The following is a 17,214-nucleotide window of genomic DNA, read 5'->3' as shown; positions in this document are numbered from 1 at the left end:
GGCTCCACCCGGGGAGCCGGCGTCGGTGAGACGGGGGCGGGGGTCGCCGGGACGGCCCGGGGCTGGGGCGTCGGGGCCGCTCGCGGCGCGACCGCGGTTGGTACGGGTGCGGCCGGTCGCGGCGTCGGCGCAACCACCGTCGCCGTCGGCGCGGCCGGAGCCGGCGTCATGACCGGCGCCGGCGCGGGCGCCGGGGCCAGATAGGTCGCCGCGACGGGGGGGCCGCTGTTGAGGTCGCGCGTCAGATCACGGCCGGGCGACGCCGGCGGCGGCGTCTGGGGCGCCGGAGTCTGGGGCGGCGGCGTCTGGGCGTGGGCCGCTCCGGCGAGCAGCAGGGCGGCGGTGGTGGTGGCGGCGAGGATTTTCATGGCCGCGACCTTCCCCCTTCAACCCGCGAACGGCAAGGCCCTGAGCGCATAGGCGACGACGGCCGTCAGGCCCGAGGCGGCCAGGGCCAGTCCGGCGAACCAGGCCAGCCGCCGCCAGAGCGGGCCCGGCGGCTCGTCGGGTTCGGGCGGTGGGACCGGATCAATGATGATAGCCGGACTCCGCATCGATCTTGCCGCGGAACACCCAGTAGACCCAGGCCGTATAGGCCAGAATGGCCGGCAGGATGACCGCCGTCCCGGCCAGCATCAGCCCCAGCGCATTGTCCGGCGCCGCCGCCTGCCGGAAGTCGATGGCGTAGGGCACGATCATCGGCATGAAGCTGACCGCCAGACCCAGATAGCCGGACAGGAACACCAGCAACGCCCCCATGAAGGGGCGGACATGCGAGCCGCGCCGGGCCGAAACGACAATCAGGGCGAGACCCGCGAGGCCCAGCGCCGGGATGGCGAGACGCGGCAGCAGCATGTCCCAACGGACCTGCACCTCGGCCAGATCGATGCCCCAGCGCATGCCGATCCGGTGATGCAGCAGCAGAGTGGCGATGCTGACCGCCGCCAGCAGGGCGCCGACGGCCGCCGCGCTGATCAGGGTCCAGCGCCGCGCGTCGCCGTGCAGATTGTCCCGCGTCTTCATCATCAGCCAGGCCCCGCCCAGCAGGGCGTAGCCGGCCACGATCCCGGCCGCGACCAGCAGGGTGTAGGGCGTCAGCCAGTCGAACGGGCCGCCGGCGAACCGCTCGTTCTCGACCGTCACCCCCTGGATGAAGCCGCCCAGGATCAGGCCCTGCGCCGCCGCCGTCAGGATCGAGCCTCCGGCGAACATCTGGGTCCAGAATTTGCGGCCCCGGTTGCGGGCGCGGAAGCGGAACTCGAAGGCCACGCCGCGCAGGATCAGCCCCGCCAGCATCAGCAGAACGGGCAGATAGAGCGCCGGCATCAGCACCGAATAGGCCAGCGGAAACGCCGCCAGCAGGCCGCCGCCGCCCAGCACCAGCCAGGTCTCGTTGCCGTCCCAGACGGGGGCGATGGTGTTCATCATCACGTCCCGCTCTTCCTTCGACTTCGCGAAGGGGAACAGGATGCCGACCCCCAGATCGAAGCCGTCGAGCATGACGTAGAGCAGGACCGCCGTGGCGATCAGTCCGGCCCAGATGAGCGGCAGGTCCAGCATCACGCGTCCTCCCCCGGCGTCGTGTCCGCGGGCGCCTTGGCCAGCGCCGAGCCGGGCGCCCGGTCCTGACGCGGCGCGGGCTCGGTCAGGGCCGCGACCGGCCCCTCGGCCATCAGCCGCAGGATGAACAGGGCCCCGGCGGTGAAGACCACGGCGTAGACGATGATGTAGGCGGTCAGGCTGGCCGCCACCTCGCCCGCCGTCACCGGCGAGACGGCGTCGCGGGTCCGCAGCACGCCGTACACCACCCACGGCTGGCGGCCGACCTCGGTGACCATCCAGCCGGCCAGGACGGCGATGAAGCCGGAGGGGCCCATGGCGACGCAGAAGCGCAGGAACCACCGGCTTTCGAACAGTCTGCGCCGCCAGATCAGCACCGCGCCGACGCCGCCCAGTGCGATCATAAGCAGGCCCAGGCCGACCATGATCCGGAAGCCGAAGAAGGGAATGAAGGGCGGCGGCTGATCCGCGCGCGGCCAGGCGTCCAGACCGAGGATCACCTCGTCCTTCGGCAGGTTCTGGATGGCGTTGCCGATGCCGGGGATCGAGACCTGGAAATGGTTCTTCTGCGCGTCACGGTCCGGAATGCCGAACAGGTGCAGCGGCTGGTCGGCGCGGGTCTCCCAATAGCCCTCGATGGCGGCGGTCTTGGACGGCTGATGCTTGTGGGCGACCTCGCCGGACCAGTGGCCGGCCAGCAGTTGCAAAGGCGCGAGCACCGCGACCAGCCCGACCGCCATGACCAGCGAGATGCGGCTCTCGGTCCAGCCCGTCACGGGCGGACCCTTGCGTTCCTTGAGGATGCGATACGCCGAGGCGGCGCCGACGACGAGACCGGTGGTCAGGAAGGCGGCCAGCAGCATGTGCACGAGGCGCGAGGGGAAGCTGGGGTTGAAGATCACCTGCATGAAGTCGGTGGCCTGGAACCGGCCGTCGGCCATGATCTCGAAGCCTTGGGGCGTCTGCATCCAGCTGTTGGCCGACAGGATCCAGAAGGCCGAGATGGTGGTGCCGACGGCGACCAGACAGGTGGCGGTGAAGTGCAGTTTCGGGCCGACCTTTTTCCAGCCGAACAGCATGACGCCGAGGAAGGACGCCTCGAGGAAGAAGGCGGTCAGCACCTCGAACGCCAGCAGCGGCCCGATGACGCCGCCGGTCAGACGAATGAACTCGGACCAGTTGGTGCCGAACTGGTAGCTGAGCACCACGCCCGAGACGACGCCCATGCCGAAGCTCAGGGCGAAGATCTTGACCCAGAACAGGTACAGGACCTTGAACGCGTCACGCTTGGTCCAGAGCCAAAGGCCCTCGAGCACGGCAAGGAACGCCGCCAGACCTATCGTGAAGGCCGGAAACAGAATGTGGAAGGCGATGGTGAAAGCGAATTGCAGTCGCGACAGCAGCAGTGCGTCGAGTTCCACGGGCCTTTGTCCTCAAGGGTCTGAGGGACAAGCCTTGCGCCGCGGCCGGTTCGGAGTCCATGCGCCAACCGCCGCGCGTCGGAACGCCGCGATCAGGCCGCCGGCAGTTCGACCCAGAAGGTCGCGCCTTCGCCGGGCGACGAGGTCACGCCGATCGAACCGCCCTGCAGTTCCACCAGCCGCTTGGCCAGGGCGAGGCCGATGCCGTGGCCCTCGACCGTCGAACGCTCGAGGCCGAGGCGGTTGAAGGGCTCGAACAGCTGGGTCTGCTTCTCGACCGACAGACCCGCGCCCCGGTCGATCACCTCGATGCGGACGCCGTCGTAGATCTTGCAGGCGCGGAAGATGACCACGCCGCCGGCGCTGCCGTATTTGACCGCGTTCGAGGCCAGGTTGGCGACGACCTGGGTCAGGCGCTGCGAGTCGGCCAAGGCCACCAGGCCGTCGCCCTCGCTGATCACCTCCAGCCTCATGCCCTCGGCGTCGGGACGCAGGGCCGTGGCGCGGCGCACGTCTTCCAGCACGCCGGGCACGTCGGTCGGCCGCAACTCGACCTTGACCGCGCCGGACTCGGCGCGGGCCACGTCCAGCAGGTCGTGGGCCAGGGCCTCGACCTGACGGGCCGTCTTGACCAGCATGTCGGCCATCTCGGCCTGGGTCGCGGAGACGGGCCCAAGCTGGCCGGCCTTCCACAGTTCGCCGATGCCGATGACGCCGCCGACGGGGCTTTTGATTTCATGCGCCACATTGGCGAGCAGGCGCGACTTGGCTTCGGACGCCCGCTCCGCCCGGACCTGACCCAATCTGGCCCGATCCGCAAACCGGTCGCGCTCTTCGAGCAGGGCGGCGACCAGCATGATCGGCATATAGCCGAACAGCACCAGCAACTGGGCCATCATCGCCCGATCGGCGCCCTCGAAGGCCACGGAATAGGGACCAAAGCCGCGCATACTGCCGCCGACCGCCAGAATGGAGATGATGACCAGCGCCGCCGTGACTCCCAGCATCCGCAGCCGCACCGCGATCAACAGAAGCAGCGGCAAGGTGACGAAGGCGATCGGCATCTGCTGTTGCGAGAACACCGCGTAGGAAACGGCCGTCAGCAGGCCCAGCAGGACCGTCGCCTCGATGGCCCGGGCGGGGACGCGGAGGCGCGCCACCTCCCGCTTGGTCAGGGCCAGGCCGAAACTGGATAGGACGGCGATGCTCAGGGCGTGGCCGAACCACCATGTCTGGGCCGAGTCCAGGAAATCGGCGCCGGTCATCCACCAGAGCATTCCGCCGGCGAAGGCCGCAGCGGGGATGGGCGCTATGACGGCGGCCGCCAGGAGGAAACGACAGGCGCCTTCCACGGACGCCAGGTTCAGCGTCGGGGCGAACCGCCGCGCCAGCAAGACGGCGATATAGATCTCCAGCATGTTGCCGACGGTGAACATCACCGTCAGCTCGGTCGAATTGCCGACGAGCAACTCGCCGGCCGCGATTCCGGCCGCGATCAACCCGCCGAAAGACAGATCATAGAGCGGTCCGCGCGAGGTCCGCAGCCAGACCGCGACCGCGACGCCGGCCGCGCCCCACAGCCCCGCCACCACGCCGGCCGACCGTGCAAAGGTCAGGGCCAGAACAACCAGAATCATGACGGCCACGGCGGTGAACACAGGCGCCATCGGCTGGCCGAGGCCCGACGGGCGCACGCCAGTATTGACGGGCGCCTTCGCCGGGGCGTCTGCGCCGACGACGGGCTCTAGCGGGTCGAGCGCGCGGCTCATGGTCATAATCAGGTCCGGACGGCGTTTGCTTCCTGATTCCTTACCCGTTGGCTTCCTAATATCCCCTGAAGCTCAGACGGTTGTGGTCAACACTTGATGCAACTCCCGGATGGACGCCGCCGGTCCGTCGGGGTGGCCCCAGACAGCGGCGCTGACGGCCACGAAATCAGCACCGGCGCGGGCCAGGTCGCCCGCGGTCGCGGCGGTGATGCCGCCTATTGCGACACAGGGTATCTCGACCGTCTCCTGCCAGATGGTCAGGATCTCCGGATCAGGCCGGTGAAGCGTGGCCTTGGTCGCGGTGGGGAAGAAGGCCCCGAAGGCCACATAGTCCGCCCCGGCCTCGGCCGCGTCCATGGCCAGTTCGCGGCTGTCGTGACAGGTGACGCCGATCATCGCCTCCCGGCCCATCAGGGTGCGCGCCGCGCTGACCGAGCCATCGGACTGGCCCAGATGCACCCCGTCACAGCCGGACCGGGCCGCCAGATCGGGACGGTCATTGAGGATGACGGCCACGCCCCGGGCCTGGGCGACGGGCTTCAGCACCGCCACCGCAGCCAGGACCGTCGCATCGTCGGCGTCCTTGAGCCGGATCTGCAGCGCCGCCACATCCCCGGCGTCCAGCGCCGCCTCCAGATCCCGAGCGAAGCCGGCGAGATCGGGGATCGCCGGCGGCGTGATCAGATAGAGCCGGCAGGGCGGACGCGGGATGACGACGGGTTCTCGGGCCATGCTGCGGCCTGGGGCGCCCCGCGGCCGGCGTCAATACCGGAGTCGTACGGAATGCGAACGACTTGCATTCGCCGCGGCGTTGATGCTACAGCGAACCATTCGCAACCCGTCGGATCCGCCCTGCCGTGTACGTCTGCAACTGCAACGGTCTTCGCAAACGTGACGTCGCCGCCGCCATCGAGGCGGGCGCGACGCGGCCGCGCGATGTCTTCGCCCGCAACCAGTGCGCCGTCCAGTGCGCCCGGTGCGTCTGCGAAATGCGCCAGATGATCCAGGACAGCCGCGAAACCTTCGCCATGGCGGCCGAATAGCGCACATCCAGTTGCGGGCGATTTTTACTCGCAATTTCAATGTCGCGATAAGGGTTCGCAAGTGAACACAAGCCCGTTCGCCGTGTTATGAACGCCGTCCGGACCGGCGACTCAACGCCGTATTCGGCAGGAGCTGAGCCATGAAGGGCGACCCCGCGATCATCCGCACGCTCAACGCGGTGCTCACCAACGAACTGACGGCGGTGAACCAGTATTTCCTGCACGCCCGCATGTTCGAGGCCTGGGGCCTGCGGCATCTGGGCCAGATCATCTACGACGAATCGATCGGCGAGATGAAACACGCCGACATGCTGATCAAGCGGGTGCTGTTCCTCGACGGCCTGCCCAACCTGCAGGACCTGCACAAGCTGAAGATCGGCGAGAACGCCTTCGAATGCCTCGGCGCCGACCTGCAGCTGGAGCTGGGCGGGCGCGATACGCTGATGGCCGGCGTGGCCCAGTGCGAGGCGGCCCGGGACTATGTCAGCCGCGACCTGCTGATGCGGATCCTCAACGACACCGAGGAGCACATCGACTTCCTCGAGGCCCAGCACAAACTGATCGAACAGCTGGGCGAGCAGAACTACCTGCAGTCCGCCATGACCGAGATCGCGCCGGACAAGAGCGCGACCGGGAACTGACGGCCCGCGCCGTTCATTCCGCTCCCGCGACAAGAGGGAGCCGCAATGACCACGATCGACGAAGCCTTTGATGACGTTCAGGACGCCGCGGCGAGTTTCCTGAACGCCGACGGCCGCAACCCGGGGCACGTGGCGCTCGGCGTCGCGGTCACCGTCGGCTTCGCCCTGGCCGCGACCCTGTTCGCCAGCCGGACCATCCGGCCGCGACCCCAGACCCTGACCGAGGACGACAGCCCCATCACCGAGCGGCCGCGCGGCCCGCTGAGCCTGATCCTGCCGGCGGTGTTCTCGGTGACGACGCTGTCGGCCGTGCGCGTCTGGAACGCCCCGTCGCGTCCGGAACGCACCGCGGCGCTCGGCCTCTGGGCGGCGGCCCAGGCGATGAACGCGGTCTGGATCGCCATGCGACCCGCCAACCGCGGCCTGCAGATCGCGGCGGCCATGTCCTCGGCGGGTCTGGCCGCGGCCTTCGCCCACGAGGCGCGCAAGCTGGATGAGAGCGCCGGCAAGCTGGCGTCCCCGACGGGCGGGCGCGTCCGCCTCGCCAACTTCATCCAGCGCAAGGCGGACCACCAGCCGACCGTCCACTGAAAGGCCGCGCCCGGGCGCACGCCTTGCCGTGAGGCCCGGCTTCCTCTAGGGACTGCGCCCGTTCGCGCGCCATCGCAGGCTGCGCCCAATCCCTTCCGAGACACCCATGGCGAAGATCAACGGCAACAACATCAAGCCCGGCATGGTCCTTGAGCACAACAAGGGCCTGTGGGTCGTGACCAAGGCCAGCCACGTCAAGCCCGGCAAGGGCGGCGCCTTCGCCAACATCGAGGCCAAGAACCTCGAGACCGGCAACAAGCTGAGCGAGCGCTTCCGGTCGGAAGACAAGGTCGAGCGCGTTACCCTCGAGCAGAAGGACTTCTCGTTCCTGTACGAACAGGGCGACGCCCTGGTGTTCATGGACGACGCCACCTACGAGCAGACCGAACTGCAGAAGGATTGGGTCGGCGAGGACCGCGTCGCCTATCTGCAGGACGGCATGAAGGTGGTCATCGAAATGCACGAGGAACGGCCGATCGGCCTGACCCTGCCCGACCAGGTCACCCTGGAAGTCGTCGAGACCGAGCCCACGGTGAAGGGCCAGACCGCCTCGTCATCCTACAAGCCCGCCATCGCAAACAACGGCGTCCGCATCATGATCCCGCCCTATATGGGCGTGGGCGAGCGGATCGTCGTCGACACGACGACCGGCGAATACGTCCGCCGCGCCGAATAGGCGCGAGCGACCGCACGACCCGGAGGCGCGATCCTGCGCCTCCATGACCTTCTCCGACTGTCCGGGCTAAACGCCTTGAAGGACCTTCGGACCAGGAGATCCCCATGGCCCTCGCCTCAGCCCTCGTTTCCGTGATGATCGACGCGGTCCGCAAGACCGCCCGGCCGATGCTGCGCGACTTCGGCGAGGTCGCCCAGCTGCAGGTGTCGCGCAAGGGGCCCGGCGACTTCGTCACGGCCGCCGACATCCGCGCCGAGGACACCCTGTACGAACTGCTGATGAAGGCCCGCCCGGGCTACGGCTTCCTCGGCGAGGAGCGCGGCATGATGGAGGGGACCGACAAGTCCCACAGGTGGATCGTCGATCCGATCGACGGCACCACCAACTTCATGCACGCCATGCCGCATTTCGCCATCACCGTGGGCCTGCAGCGCACCGCGCCGGACGGGTCGTCGGAGATCGTGGCCGGCGTGACCTACAATCCGGTGATGAATGAGCTGTTCTGGGCCGAAAAGGGCAAGGGCTGCTATCTGAACGACCAGCGCATTCGCGTCGCCGGGCGCCGCGACCTGTCGGAAAGCCTGATCGCCACCGGCCTGCCCTTCATCGGCAAGACCGGCCACGCCCAGGCCATCAAGGACATCCACGCCATCGGCCAGCGCGTGGCGGGCATCCGCCGGCTGGGCTCGGCGGCGCTGGACTTCGCCTGGGTCGCGGCTGGGCGGTACGACGCCTACTATGAGCGCAACCTGCAGCCCTGGGACGTGGCGGCGGGGATCCTGTTCGTCACCGAGGCGGGCGGCGTGGTCACCACCATCGACGGCGAGGGCCGGCCGGAGACGGGGGCGCAGATTCTGGCGACCAATTCGGAGCTGCATCCGCAGCTGCTGAAGGTGCTGCGCGGGTAATACCGAGCTATCCGGCCTGGAGCGGTGGGCCGCTTTCGACCCGCAGGCGACGGACCAAGCCCGCAGTTCCCGAGTCCGGAAGTGGACTCAACCCGGTCTTTGGCAAGGTCTGCTTTTCCGCGGCACGCGAATGACCCTTCTTGGCGCAAAGAAAACCGCCGGCCCTCCTTGGAGGACCGGCGGCTCTGTAGTGCTGGCCTTCGGCCTTCCGGGTTTAGCGGAAGTTGATGCCGATGGTGGCGCGACGGTTGAGCGGCTCGCGCACGCCGTCGGCGGTCGGACGGGCCAGGGCGGTTTCACCCTTGCCGTCCAGCGAGATTGCGCCGCCGTTGACGCCCTGGGCGACCAGAGCATCAGCCACGGTGCGGGCGCGCCGGTTCGACAGGCCCACATTGTACGCCGCCGAACCCGAGGTGTCGGCGTGGCCGACCACCAGGATGCGCGTCGGACGGCCCGACTTGGCATAGTTGGCGGCCTGGGTGACCACCGACGAGGCTTCCGCCGTCAGGTCCGAGCGATCCCAGTCGAAATACACCACGAACTCCCGGTCCGCTGGGACCGCGGGGCGCGGCGGCGCCGGCGGGGGCGGCGGGGGCGGCGGAGGAGTCACGGGCATTGGCGGGGGCGGAGGGGCCATGACCGGCGGGGCTGGCGGAGCCGCTATCGCGCCGAACGAATAGCGCAGACCCAGGCTAAGCGAGTGATCCTCGAAGTCGCCCGCCAGACTGTCGACGCCATCCGTCATTTCCAGATCGGAAACGTTCAGATAGCGGTACGTCAGGTCGACGCTGGTGCGTTCGCTCATGCGCCAGGCGGCGCCGGCCAGCAGTTGCCAGCCCCAGGTGGTGTCGTCGACGTCTTCGACCTCGACCTTGGCGCCCCCGATACCCGCGCCGACGAACGGACGGAACGAGGCGTCGCGGTTACCGAAGTCGTACAGCAGATTGGCCATCAGCGTGGTGGTGCTCGCGTCGACATCCGGCACGGTGATGCCGTCCAGTTCGAGCTCGTCGCTCTCGCGGTAGCCGGCCTCGGCCTCGACGCGCCAGTTGGCGTTCAGACGGTAGCCAAGGCGGCCAAAGCCGGCCCAGCCGTCACCAGCCTTGACGTCGACCGGAGCGCAGATGACCCCCGTGCATGCTTCCCACTCGTTTTCCTGCGGCCAGTGGTAGCCGAGGTCGCCGGCGACATAGACGCCATCCGGATCAGCGAGCGCCGGGGTGGCGGCGAACAAAGCCAGGAGCGCTGCCCCGGCCATTAATTGCATCTTCATTCTCTGTCCCTCCATCGCGGGAAAGAGACCCCACGAGCGATAGCTCAATGGTCAAGCTGGCATGGGGTTGCATCGCTTTCCGAGATTGGGATCGTCTGTCCGGTTATTGTGGCGCCAAAGCCGCAGATGCGCCTGCCAGAACACATGAGCGGACTCTCGGTCGATAGCCGACTTCCGCGTTTGCGACGTTGAGCATCAGGTTTCGCGCGGTGAGCCAAAGCCTGCTTCTGGCGCTTGGCGGACCGTCAGGGACCGAAGGGCCAGAGTCCGCTTCCCGCCCTCAGGCGACGGTCCGCTCCCGACCCGTAGCTGACCTGGGGCGGTAAGCCTTTCCGTTGCCACGCTGCTAACCTTGGCGCCCGATGATGCCGGAATGGCCCCGTACGTACGCCCCATGAAGCTTGAACCCGATCCGCGGGCGCGGTTCGGGTTGCGCAAGCTTATCCTGCCTGCAGCCGTGTTCGCAGTGGTCTTCGCTGGAGGGCTGGTCGATTGGACGGAGCCGCTCGCCAAGGCCCACGCGATTTACAACGAGGTGAAACCAGTCCCCCGAGTTGATAGGCAATACGCGAACTGCGCAGCGGCGCGAGCCGACAGGCGGTTTAACATTCCGAGATCAGACCCGTCTTACCGCTCTCGAATGGACAGCGATGGCGACGGCCTGGCGTGTGAACCACACTGGTAATGGGCGACCCCTAATACGGCGCGACCATTGCGGCTCGTCCTGGTTATGAGCCGGGCGTGACGCTGAAAGCCCGACGGGAGCTTCGGCGCGTGATCGGCGGAGAATGACATTCAGCGCAGGCAGCGCTTAATCCAAACCGCTTGCACGAATGGCGTCAGCCTCGTCGGCGCCGACCCGACGGAATCCTTCATCCGTTAGCCACCGCTCCACGCAAGTCATCCCTTCCTGGCCTCGCCGGGCCTCGTAGTTCAGCGTCACAAGCACACGGGACGTCAGCATGGTGCGAAGGAAGTCCCGGCTCACTGAACTTTGCGTGGGATCGCGACCGAAGCCCGCAAGCTCCCCAATCTCCAGGAGCCGCGCTTCAAGAGCAACGCGTTCCTCATCGGTGCGTGGCATCGACCGGTAGACCTCTTGGGTGACCCTGAGCGCCTCGGCGTCAAGACCACAGCGTTCCGCTTTGTCAATTACCTGGCTGGGACCGAACCCACTCCACATCATGGGGCCGTCAAAAGCCGCATCATCCGCCAGAGCATTTGAGGGATACAGGATCGCAAGACTCAAGAGCCCCGCTCGTAGCCATCCTCGATCATATAAGCCGTTCATTTCAATCTCATGGCTGCGCCGCGGCATCGCTCACCTGTCAGCTACCGCCTTCGGGCGGCTCAGGAACCTCCACCGGCGTGATGCCCATGCCGTCCAGCATGACGTCGCAGCGGCTTCCGATGTCGGACAGCCATAGCCCCAGGAAGTCCTCCATCACCGCGGGATCGTTCAGACGCCTGCTGATCTCCTGCGACGGGGCATAGCTCAGCAACCCCATGTATTCGTTGTTCTCACGCTCAATGCGCTGCAAGTCCGACCCGGACAGGGATGCGTTGGCGCGGTCGAGGTGCGGAGCGAGCCGGGCTTGAAGCCGCTGTGCCTGTGACTCCCGGCTGGTTCGCAGCACCGGCGTGGGCGCTTCGGTCGCCTGCGTCACAGCATTCTGTGCCACAAACGCACAGAATTGCACTCTCCGCGCCGCGTCCATTCGGCCGATCAGCGTGGCGAACGCACGCTCCGCCGGATCAGACTGTGCCGCGGCAGGCGAGATCGCAGAAGCGCCCGCCAACAGGCAGACGATAGCAAGCGACAAAGGTCCGCACACCGTTTTTGAAAGGCCGCTCATGGTCTTTTGCTATCAAAGCGCCCGAGTTTCGCAAGCGGGGGGCGTGGCCGCTTCCAGCTAATTCCAGACCCGGCGACACAGGCTTTCGGATGGCAGCAACCCACCCTTGGCGGCCTGTCGGCCCTCGACCCATAGCGGACGTTGCGGTCCGCGGGAGGGTGAAGCACTTTCGATGGATGACCGAGAACGAAAGACGCCTTCTCCAGTCGCTCGCTTTGATGTGCGACCAATATCTACGAACGCCAGAGGGCGATCTTGATCATCTATGCATGACTGCTGGTGAAGACGCGGTTCGGCTCCTCGTTCAACACGGATTGATTATTCCAAGTGGCCGAGGTGGGCATTGGAGCGAAGCTGGGTTGGCTACACTGAACGCGCCGAGGGTCTAGCGTCCGCTTCTCGTCTCGATGCCGACGGCAGCATTCGACCCATTGCGGACGTTGCCGGGCTTATCCGCTCTGCTACTTTAGAGCATGGCGTTCCCCGCATCTGAAGACGTCATCGCCCGCGCGGAAGGCACACTGGGCCGGAGGTTTCCAGAATGCCTCAGGACCCGGCTCGCGAGATCGAACGGCGGCAGCATCTCGACGGCGGAAGATGACTGGCTGCTCATTCCCGTACGCGATCATTCCGACCGCAAACGCCTGGCCAGAACTGCGAACGACATGGTCTACGAGACTGCGCAAGCACGGAAATGGCACGGCTTTCCCGAAGACGCGATCGCGGTGGCGGCGAACGAATCCGGGGATTGGCTTGTGCTGCTCCCCGGTACTGATGATGTGCATCTCTGGAACCACGAGACGGAAGCGGTCACCGTTGTCGAGGTCGATTGGGCGTGACGGCTGCTTATCGCTCGTAGCCGACGGTCCGCTGTCGACCCATTGCGGACATTGGGGGTGGGAATACAATCATCCCATGAGCGAGCTCCGCATTTCCTTCCCTGAACCCTGCGGTGAGAGCTGGGACGCGATGCAGCCGTCGGGCTGTGACCGCATTTGCGCCACCTGTTCCGAGACCGTGCACGACCTCGCCCAACTCACGGTGCAGGAGGCTGAAGCTCTTTTGCGAGAGCCGGGAAAGCACTGCGTGCGGGCGCTGGTCGGGCCCGACGGCGCCGTGAGCTTGCAACTCGGCCCATCGGGGCGTTCGCGGAGGATGTTGGTGGCGGTGAGCGCGTCGGTCGGTCTGTTCGCTTCGGCCTGTGAAACCGTGCCTTCCGCCACGGCGCCGACGGGCGCCATTGTTGGAACAGTGGGTCGTTATAGCATGGTGACGTCCGTCAGGGCCGTTTCCGATGATGGGCGTGAGCGCCGGACCCGGGTTCGTGCTGACGGAAGTTATCGATTGGAGCGCCTGCCTTACGGCACCTACTCGCTGAAATTCATCGGTAGTTGTGGGACTTGGGACGGCGAGCAGGTTGCCCTGCGAGAAAACGAGCATTCGGTCGAAGCCCCAGCGGATCTGCCAGAATGCATCATAATCGGCATGGCGAAGGTCGAGGACGACCGCGCTTGAAGGCCTGAGTCTAACGTCCGCTTTCCCCCCTTTGCGGACCTTCGGACCGTCCGCTTTCAGCGCCCCCCAAGTTCCCGTCACCCGATCAGCGACCGCGCCGCCGCCCGCGCCTCATCCGTAACCACCGCCCCCGACAGCATCCGCGCGATCTCCTCGCGCCGCGCCTGATCGTCCAGCGCATCCACCGTCGTCGTGGTCATCCCGCCGGCGTCGGCCTTGCGCACCTTCCAGTGGGCGTGGCCGCGGGCCGCGACCTGGGGGCTGTGGGTGACGACCAAGACCTGGGCGCCGCGCGAGAGCCGTTCCAGCCGCGCGCCGACGGCCGAGGCCACGGCGCCGCCGACGCCCTGGTCGACCTCGTCGAAGATCATCACCGGCTGGCGCTGGTCCTCGCGCCCGGCCAGGGCCGCCTTCATGGCGAGGGCGAAGCGGGCCAGTTCGCCGCCCGAGGCGATGGCGTCCAGCGGGCCGAAGGCGGTTCCGGCGTTGGTGGCGATCTCGAAGCGGACGGTCTCGACGCCCAGCGGGCCGCGACGGCCCTCGGCCACCGGCTCGAAGGCGACGCGGAAGCGGGCGCGCTCCAGTTTCAGCGGGGCCAGTTCCTCCATGACGGCGGCGGTCAGCCGGTCGGCGGCGGCCTCGCGGGCGGAGGTCAGGAGGATGGCGGCGACGTCATAGGCCTCGCGCGCGGCGGAGGCGGCGCGGTCGGCGGCGCTGATGGCCTCGGCCCCGTCCTCGATCAGGCGCAGTTGCTCGCGGAAGCGGAGGCGTAAGGTCGGCAGGCTGTCGACCGACGCATTCAGCTTGCGGGCGGCGGCGCGCAGGGCGAACAGCCGCTCCTCGGCCTTGTCGAGGCGGCCGGGCTCGAAGTCGAAGGCGTTGGCGGCGGCGTCGACGCAGGCGATGGCCTCTTCGGCCTCGACCATGGTGCGGTCGATGGCCTCGGCGGCGGCGGCGAGTTTCTGCAGCAGGGGGTGTTCGGGGTCGGTGCCCGCCTGCCCGGCCCGCGTGCGGGCGTGTTCGACGGCGCGCAGGGCGGCCGACAGCTTCTGGGACAGCTTGTCCCCGCCCAGCGAGGCGCGGGCGTCGGCGAGGTCGGCGACGGCCTTCTCGGCGGCGCCGAGGATGGCGCGTTCGCCGGCCAGTTCGGTCTCCTCGTCGGCGCGGGGGTCCAGGTCATCGAGGTCGGCGAGGTTCCGGGTCAGTTCCTCGGCCCGTGACGCGGCGTCGGCGGCGGCGGCCTTGAGGTCGGCGACGGTGCGTTCGGCGGCCTTGAGCCGCTCGGCGGCGCCGGCCACGCCGTCCAGCTGCGGCTGCAGCCCGCCGTAGTTGTCGAGCAGGGCGCGGTGGGTCTTCCAGTCGAGCAGGCCGACGGTCTCGTGCTGGCCGTGCACCTCGACGAGGGCCTGGCCGATCTCGCGCAGGGCGGTGACGCCGGCGGGCTGGTCGTTGACGAAGGCGCGGCTGCGGCCGTCGGCGGCCAGGGTGCGGCGCAGGATCAGCTCCTCGCCCGGGGCGACGTCAAAGCCGCGCTCGCTGATCAGGGCGATCAGGGCGGGATCGTCGGGGGCGGTGAAGACGGCGGTGGCCGAGGCCTGTTTGGCCCCCGCCCGCACCAGGCCGGCGTCGGCCCGGGCGCCGAGGGCCAGGCCGAGAGCGTCGAGGATGATCGACTTGCCGGCCCCGGTCTCGCCGGTCAGCACGGTCAGGCCGCCGTGGACCTCGAGGTCGAGGACGTCGACCAGCACGATGTCGCGGATGGACAGGGCGGTCAGCACGGGCCCGCTCCGATGGCGTTCACGGGAGCAAAAGCGCGGGGACGGGGGGCGCGGGGATCAGAATGAGGCAAAGCGAATCGATCTCTCGGGCGACGCCGGAGAATGCTGGCCATTCGCGCCCCGGGTAAAGCCCGAGCCTAGCGGAACATATCGGAAACGTCAGCCCGGAATGATCCGGCGCAGCCAGCTTTCGCGCTCGCCCGTCGGAGCGACGTCCGGCTGGGCGCCTTCCTCGGTCAGCAGGGCATAGGCTTCGGCGTACCAGGGGTTGCCCGGATAGTTGAAGCCCAGCACGGCGCCGTTGCGCATCGCCTCTTCCTTCAGGCCCAGGGTCAGGTTGATCTCGACCAGCCGGTACAGGGCCTCGGGCGTGTGCGAGGTGCGCTGGTAGGCTTCGTTGTCGATGACCGCCTTGTAGCGGTTCATCGCCGCCAGCGGCTGGCCGGCGCGCTGGTAGTAGCGGCCGATTTCCATTTCCTTGCCGGCCAGCTGGTCATTGACCATGTCGATCTTGACCGTGGCGTCGATGGCGTAGGGCGTTCCGGGGTAGCGGCGCTGCACGTCCCGCAGCCCGCCCAGCGCCTGCAGCGCATAGCCCTGGTCGCGGCCCACGTCGGTGATCTGTTCGAAATTGCACAGCGCCTTCATGTAGTAGGCGTAGGGCGCGCTGGGATTGCCGGGGAACAGCTGGATGAAGCGGTCCGAGGCGGCGATGGCCTCGATGTAGTTGCTGTTCTGATAGTGGGCGTAGATCTGCATCAGGATCGAACGACGCGACCACTCCGAATAGGGATGCTGGCGCTCGACCTCCTGGAAATAGTCGATCGCATCGGCCCAGCGTCCGCGCTGCATGCGCTGGTAGCCGGTGTTGTAGAGCGCCTCGACCGGGCGCTCCTCATAGGCGAGACGCGGACGGTCGCCCCGTCCCGCACAGGCCGAGATCGTCAGGGCCGAAACAGCCACGGTGGCCAGGATCAGGCCGGCGCGGAATTTGGAAGCAGGCAAGGACGACCTCAACTTGAAATGCCGGCGGGCGCGGACCCCGTCGGCGCCCCCGAAAAACGAGACGCGATCTCTACACCACCGAACCTGCCCACGCCAATGCGCGAAGAAGAGCGCCTAATTGGCGCGCCGCGCCTTGTGGCCGGGCCGTCCGCTGGTATGAAGCGCGCCAACGCCGCGGACGCATTCTCAGCCGGGCGATGACGGCGAAAGGATGACCGGACATGAAGCTGCTCTCTGGCAACTCCAACCGGACCCTGTCCCAGGCCATCGCGGCTCACCTCGACATGCCCCTGACCAAGGCCCAGGTGAAGCGGTTCGCGGACAATGAAGTGTTCGCCGTGATCGAGGAGAACGTGCGCGGCGAGGATGTCTTCATCGTCCAGTCGACCAGCTATCCGGCCAACGACAATCTGATGGAACTGCTGATCATGACCGATGCCCTGGTGCGGGCGTCGGCGCGGCGGATCACGGCGGTCATGCCCTATTTCGGCTATGCCCGGCAGGACCGGAAGACCGGCGGCCGGACCCCGATCTCGGCCAAGCTGGTGGCGAACATGATCACCCGCGCCGGGGCGCACCGGGTGCTGACGATGGATCTGCACGCCGGCCAGATCCAGGGCTTCTTCGACATCCCGACCGACAATCTGGTGGCCACGCCGGTGCTGGCCCAGGACATCAAGGACCACTATCCGCGCGGCGACGACCTGATGATCGTCTCGCCCGACGTCGGCGGCGTGGTCCGGGCGCGGTCGCTGGCCTCGCGGCTCAACGCCGACCTGGCCATCGTCGACAAGCGCCGCGCCCGCGCCGGCGAGAGCGAGGTCATGAACATCATCGGCGACGTCGAGGGCCGGCGCTGCATCCTGTTCGACGACATCGTCGATTCGGGCGGCACCCTGGTGAACGCGGCCCAGGCCCTGATGGACAAGGGCGCGACCTCCGTCTCGGCCTACATCAGCCACGGCGTGCTGTCGGGACCGGCCGTCCAGCGCGTCACCGACGGGCCGCTGAAGGAGCTGGTGATCACCGATTCGATCGAGCAGCCGCACGAGGTTCTGACCTGCGAAAAGATTCGCACGGTGTCCGTCGCGCCCCTGATCGGAGAGGCTATCCGACGGATCGCCAACGAGGAATCGGTGTCGAAACTGTTCGACTGAACCGGCGGCGCGACATTCCGC

General features: G+C 67.7%; 19 protein-coding genes and 1 pseudogene. 9 read left to right on the top strand and 11 right to left on the bottom strand.

Annotated features, from left to right (window positions below; translation table 11 throughout):
- From B2742_RS09780 to thiE, 6 genes and pseudogenes are all read right to left on the bottom strand, one after another.
- Positions 1-368, bottom strand: a pseudogene (locus tag B2742_RS09780) (hypothetical protein); the annotation flags it as partial.
- 18 nt (positions 369-386) lie between these two features.
- A complete protein-coding gene (locus tag B2742_RS09775; protein ID WP_292065598.1) occupies positions 387-554 on the bottom strand; it encodes a hypothetical protein in 168 nt (55 codons plus the stop codon).
- Positions 529-1,560 (bottom strand): cytochrome d ubiquinol oxidase subunit II, encoded by a 1,032-nt coding sequence (gene cydB, locus B2742_RS09770; protein ID WP_349681120.1) that lies wholly within the window; start codon positions 1,558-1,560, stop codon positions 529-531. The genes B2742_RS09775 and cydB overlap by 26 nt, the downstream gene beginning before the upstream one ends.
- The gene (locus tag B2742_RS09765; RefSeq protein ID WP_292065593.1) at positions 1,560-2,981 is read right to left on the bottom strand and encodes a cytochrome ubiquinol oxidase subunit I; all 1,422 of its coding nucleotides are present in this window, start codon (positions 2,979-2,981) and stop codon (positions 1,560-1,562) included. The genes cydB and B2742_RS09765 overlap by 1 nt, the downstream gene beginning before the upstream one ends.
- Positions 2,982-3,073: 92 nt before the next feature.
- Positions 3,074-4,756, bottom strand: coding sequence for a sensor histidine kinase (locus tag B2742_RS09760; protein WP_292065591.1), 1,683 nt, complete (start codon positions 4,754-4,756; stop codon positions 3,074-3,076).
- A gap of 66 nt (positions 4,757-4,822) precedes the next feature.
- Positions 4,823-5,482 (bottom strand): thiamine phosphate synthase, encoded by a 660-nt coding sequence (gene thiE, locus B2742_RS09755; protein WP_292065589.1) that lies wholly within the window; start codon positions 5,480-5,482, stop codon positions 4,823-4,825.
- A 125-nt stretch (positions 5,483-5,607) separates the two neighbouring features.
- Here thiE and B2742_RS09750 point away from each other — a divergent pair, with 125 nt between their 5' ends.
- The 5 genes from B2742_RS09750 (at position 5,608) to B2742_RS09730 (ending at position 8,609) form a co-directional block, all read left to right on the top strand.
- Positions 5,608-5,793 (top strand): (2Fe-2S)-binding protein, encoded by a 186-nt coding sequence (locus tag B2742_RS09750; protein WP_292065587.1) that lies wholly within the window; start codon positions 5,608-5,610, stop codon positions 5,791-5,793.
- Positions 5,794-5,933: 140 nt separating this feature from the next.
- Positions 5,934-6,434 carry a bacterioferritin gene (gene bfr, locus B2742_RS09745; RefSeq protein WP_292065584.1) on the top strand — a complete coding sequence of 167 codons (501 nt, stop codon included), beginning with the start codon at positions 5,934-5,936 and terminating at the stop codon, positions 6,432-6,434.
- A gap of 45 nt (positions 6,435-6,479) precedes the next feature.
- Entirely contained in the window at positions 6,480-7,025 is a 546-nt protein-coding gene (locus B2742_RS09740) for a tryptophan-rich sensory protein (RefSeq protein ID WP_292065582.1), read from the top strand.
- 106 nt (positions 7,026-7,131) lie between these two features.
- Positions 7,132-7,701, top strand: coding sequence for an elongation factor P (gene efp / locus B2742_RS09735; protein WP_292065580.1), 570 nt, complete (start codon positions 7,132-7,134; stop codon positions 7,699-7,701).
- Positions 7,702-7,805: 104 nt separating this feature from the next.
- Positions 7,806-8,609 (top strand): inositol monophosphatase family protein, encoded by an 804-nt coding sequence (locus B2742_RS09730; protein WP_292065577.1) that lies wholly within the window; start codon positions 7,806-7,808, stop codon positions 8,607-8,609.
- Positions 8,610-8,823: 214 nt separating this feature from the next.
- Here B2742_RS09730 and B2742_RS09725 read toward each other — a convergent pair whose 3' ends face one another.
- Complete coding sequence (locus B2742_RS09725) at positions 8,824-9,882, bottom strand: OmpA family protein (protein WP_292065574.1); 1,059 nt, start codon at positions 9,880-9,882, stop codon at positions 8,824-8,826.
- A gap of 373 nt (positions 9,883-10,255) precedes the next feature.
- On the opposite strand from B2742_RS09725, the gene B2742_RS15530 reads away from it, so the two are divergent.
- The gene (locus B2742_RS15530; RefSeq protein WP_414633057.1) at positions 10,256-10,567 is read left to right on the top strand and encodes an excalibur calcium-binding domain-containing protein; all 312 of its coding nucleotides are present in this window, start codon (positions 10,256-10,258) and stop codon (positions 10,565-10,567) included.
- A gap of 126 nt (positions 10,568-10,693) precedes the next feature.
- Here the strand turns inward: B2742_RS15530 and B2742_RS09720 are convergent, their stop codons facing one another.
- Complete coding sequence (locus tag B2742_RS09720) at positions 10,694-11,173, bottom strand: hypothetical protein (protein ID WP_292065572.1); 480 nt, start codon at positions 11,171-11,173, stop codon at positions 10,694-10,696.
- Between the two features lie 37 nt (positions 11,174-11,210).
- Complete coding sequence (locus B2742_RS09715; RefSeq protein WP_292065569.1) at positions 11,211-11,738, bottom strand: hypothetical protein; 528 nt, start codon at positions 11,736-11,738, stop codon at positions 11,211-11,213.
- A 473-nt stretch (positions 11,739-12,211) separates the two neighbouring features.
- On the opposite strand from B2742_RS09715, the gene B2742_RS09710 reads away from it, so the two are divergent.
- Together B2742_RS09710 and B2742_RS09705 are read left to right on the top strand one after the other, a co-directional pair.
- Entirely contained in the window at positions 12,212-12,577 is a 366-nt protein-coding gene (locus B2742_RS09710) for an SMI1/KNR4 family protein (RefSeq protein WP_292065568.1), read from the top strand.
- Between the two features lie 76 nt (positions 12,578-12,653).
- Positions 12,654-13,253: a carboxypeptidase-like regulatory domain-containing protein gene (locus tag B2742_RS09705; RefSeq protein WP_292065566.1), complete on the top strand. Its 600-nt coding sequence runs from the start codon at positions 12,654-12,656 to the stop codon at positions 13,251-13,253.
- 77 nt (positions 13,254-13,330) lie between these two features.
- Here B2742_RS09705 and recN read toward each other — a convergent pair whose 3' ends face one another.
- Entirely contained in the window at positions 13,331-15,031 is a 1,701-nt protein-coding gene (gene recN / locus B2742_RS09700; protein WP_292065564.1) for a DNA repair protein RecN, read from the bottom strand.
- 159 nt (positions 15,032-15,190) lie between these two features.
- Positions 15,191-16,036, bottom strand: coding sequence for an outer membrane protein assembly factor BamD (locus B2742_RS09695; RefSeq protein WP_292065563.1), 846 nt, complete (start codon positions 16,034-16,036; stop codon positions 15,191-15,193).
- A 221-nt stretch (positions 16,037-16,257) separates the two neighbouring features.
- Here B2742_RS09695 and B2742_RS09690 point away from each other — a divergent pair, with 221 nt between their 5' ends.
- Positions 16,258-17,193, top strand: coding sequence for a ribose-phosphate pyrophosphokinase (locus tag B2742_RS09690; protein WP_292065560.1), 936 nt, complete (start codon positions 16,258-16,260; stop codon positions 17,191-17,193).
- Positions 17,194-17,214 lie beyond the last annotated feature (21 nt).

Source organism: Brevundimonas sp. UBA7664 (genome assembly GCF_002483305.1).
In the GTDB taxonomy this organism is placed as follows: Bacteria; Pseudomonadota; Alphaproteobacteria; order Caulobacterales; family Caulobacteraceae; genus Brevundimonas.
The sequence above is the reverse complement of the archived record's forward strand: the minus strand, read 5'-3'. Positions and strand labels throughout refer to the sequence as shown.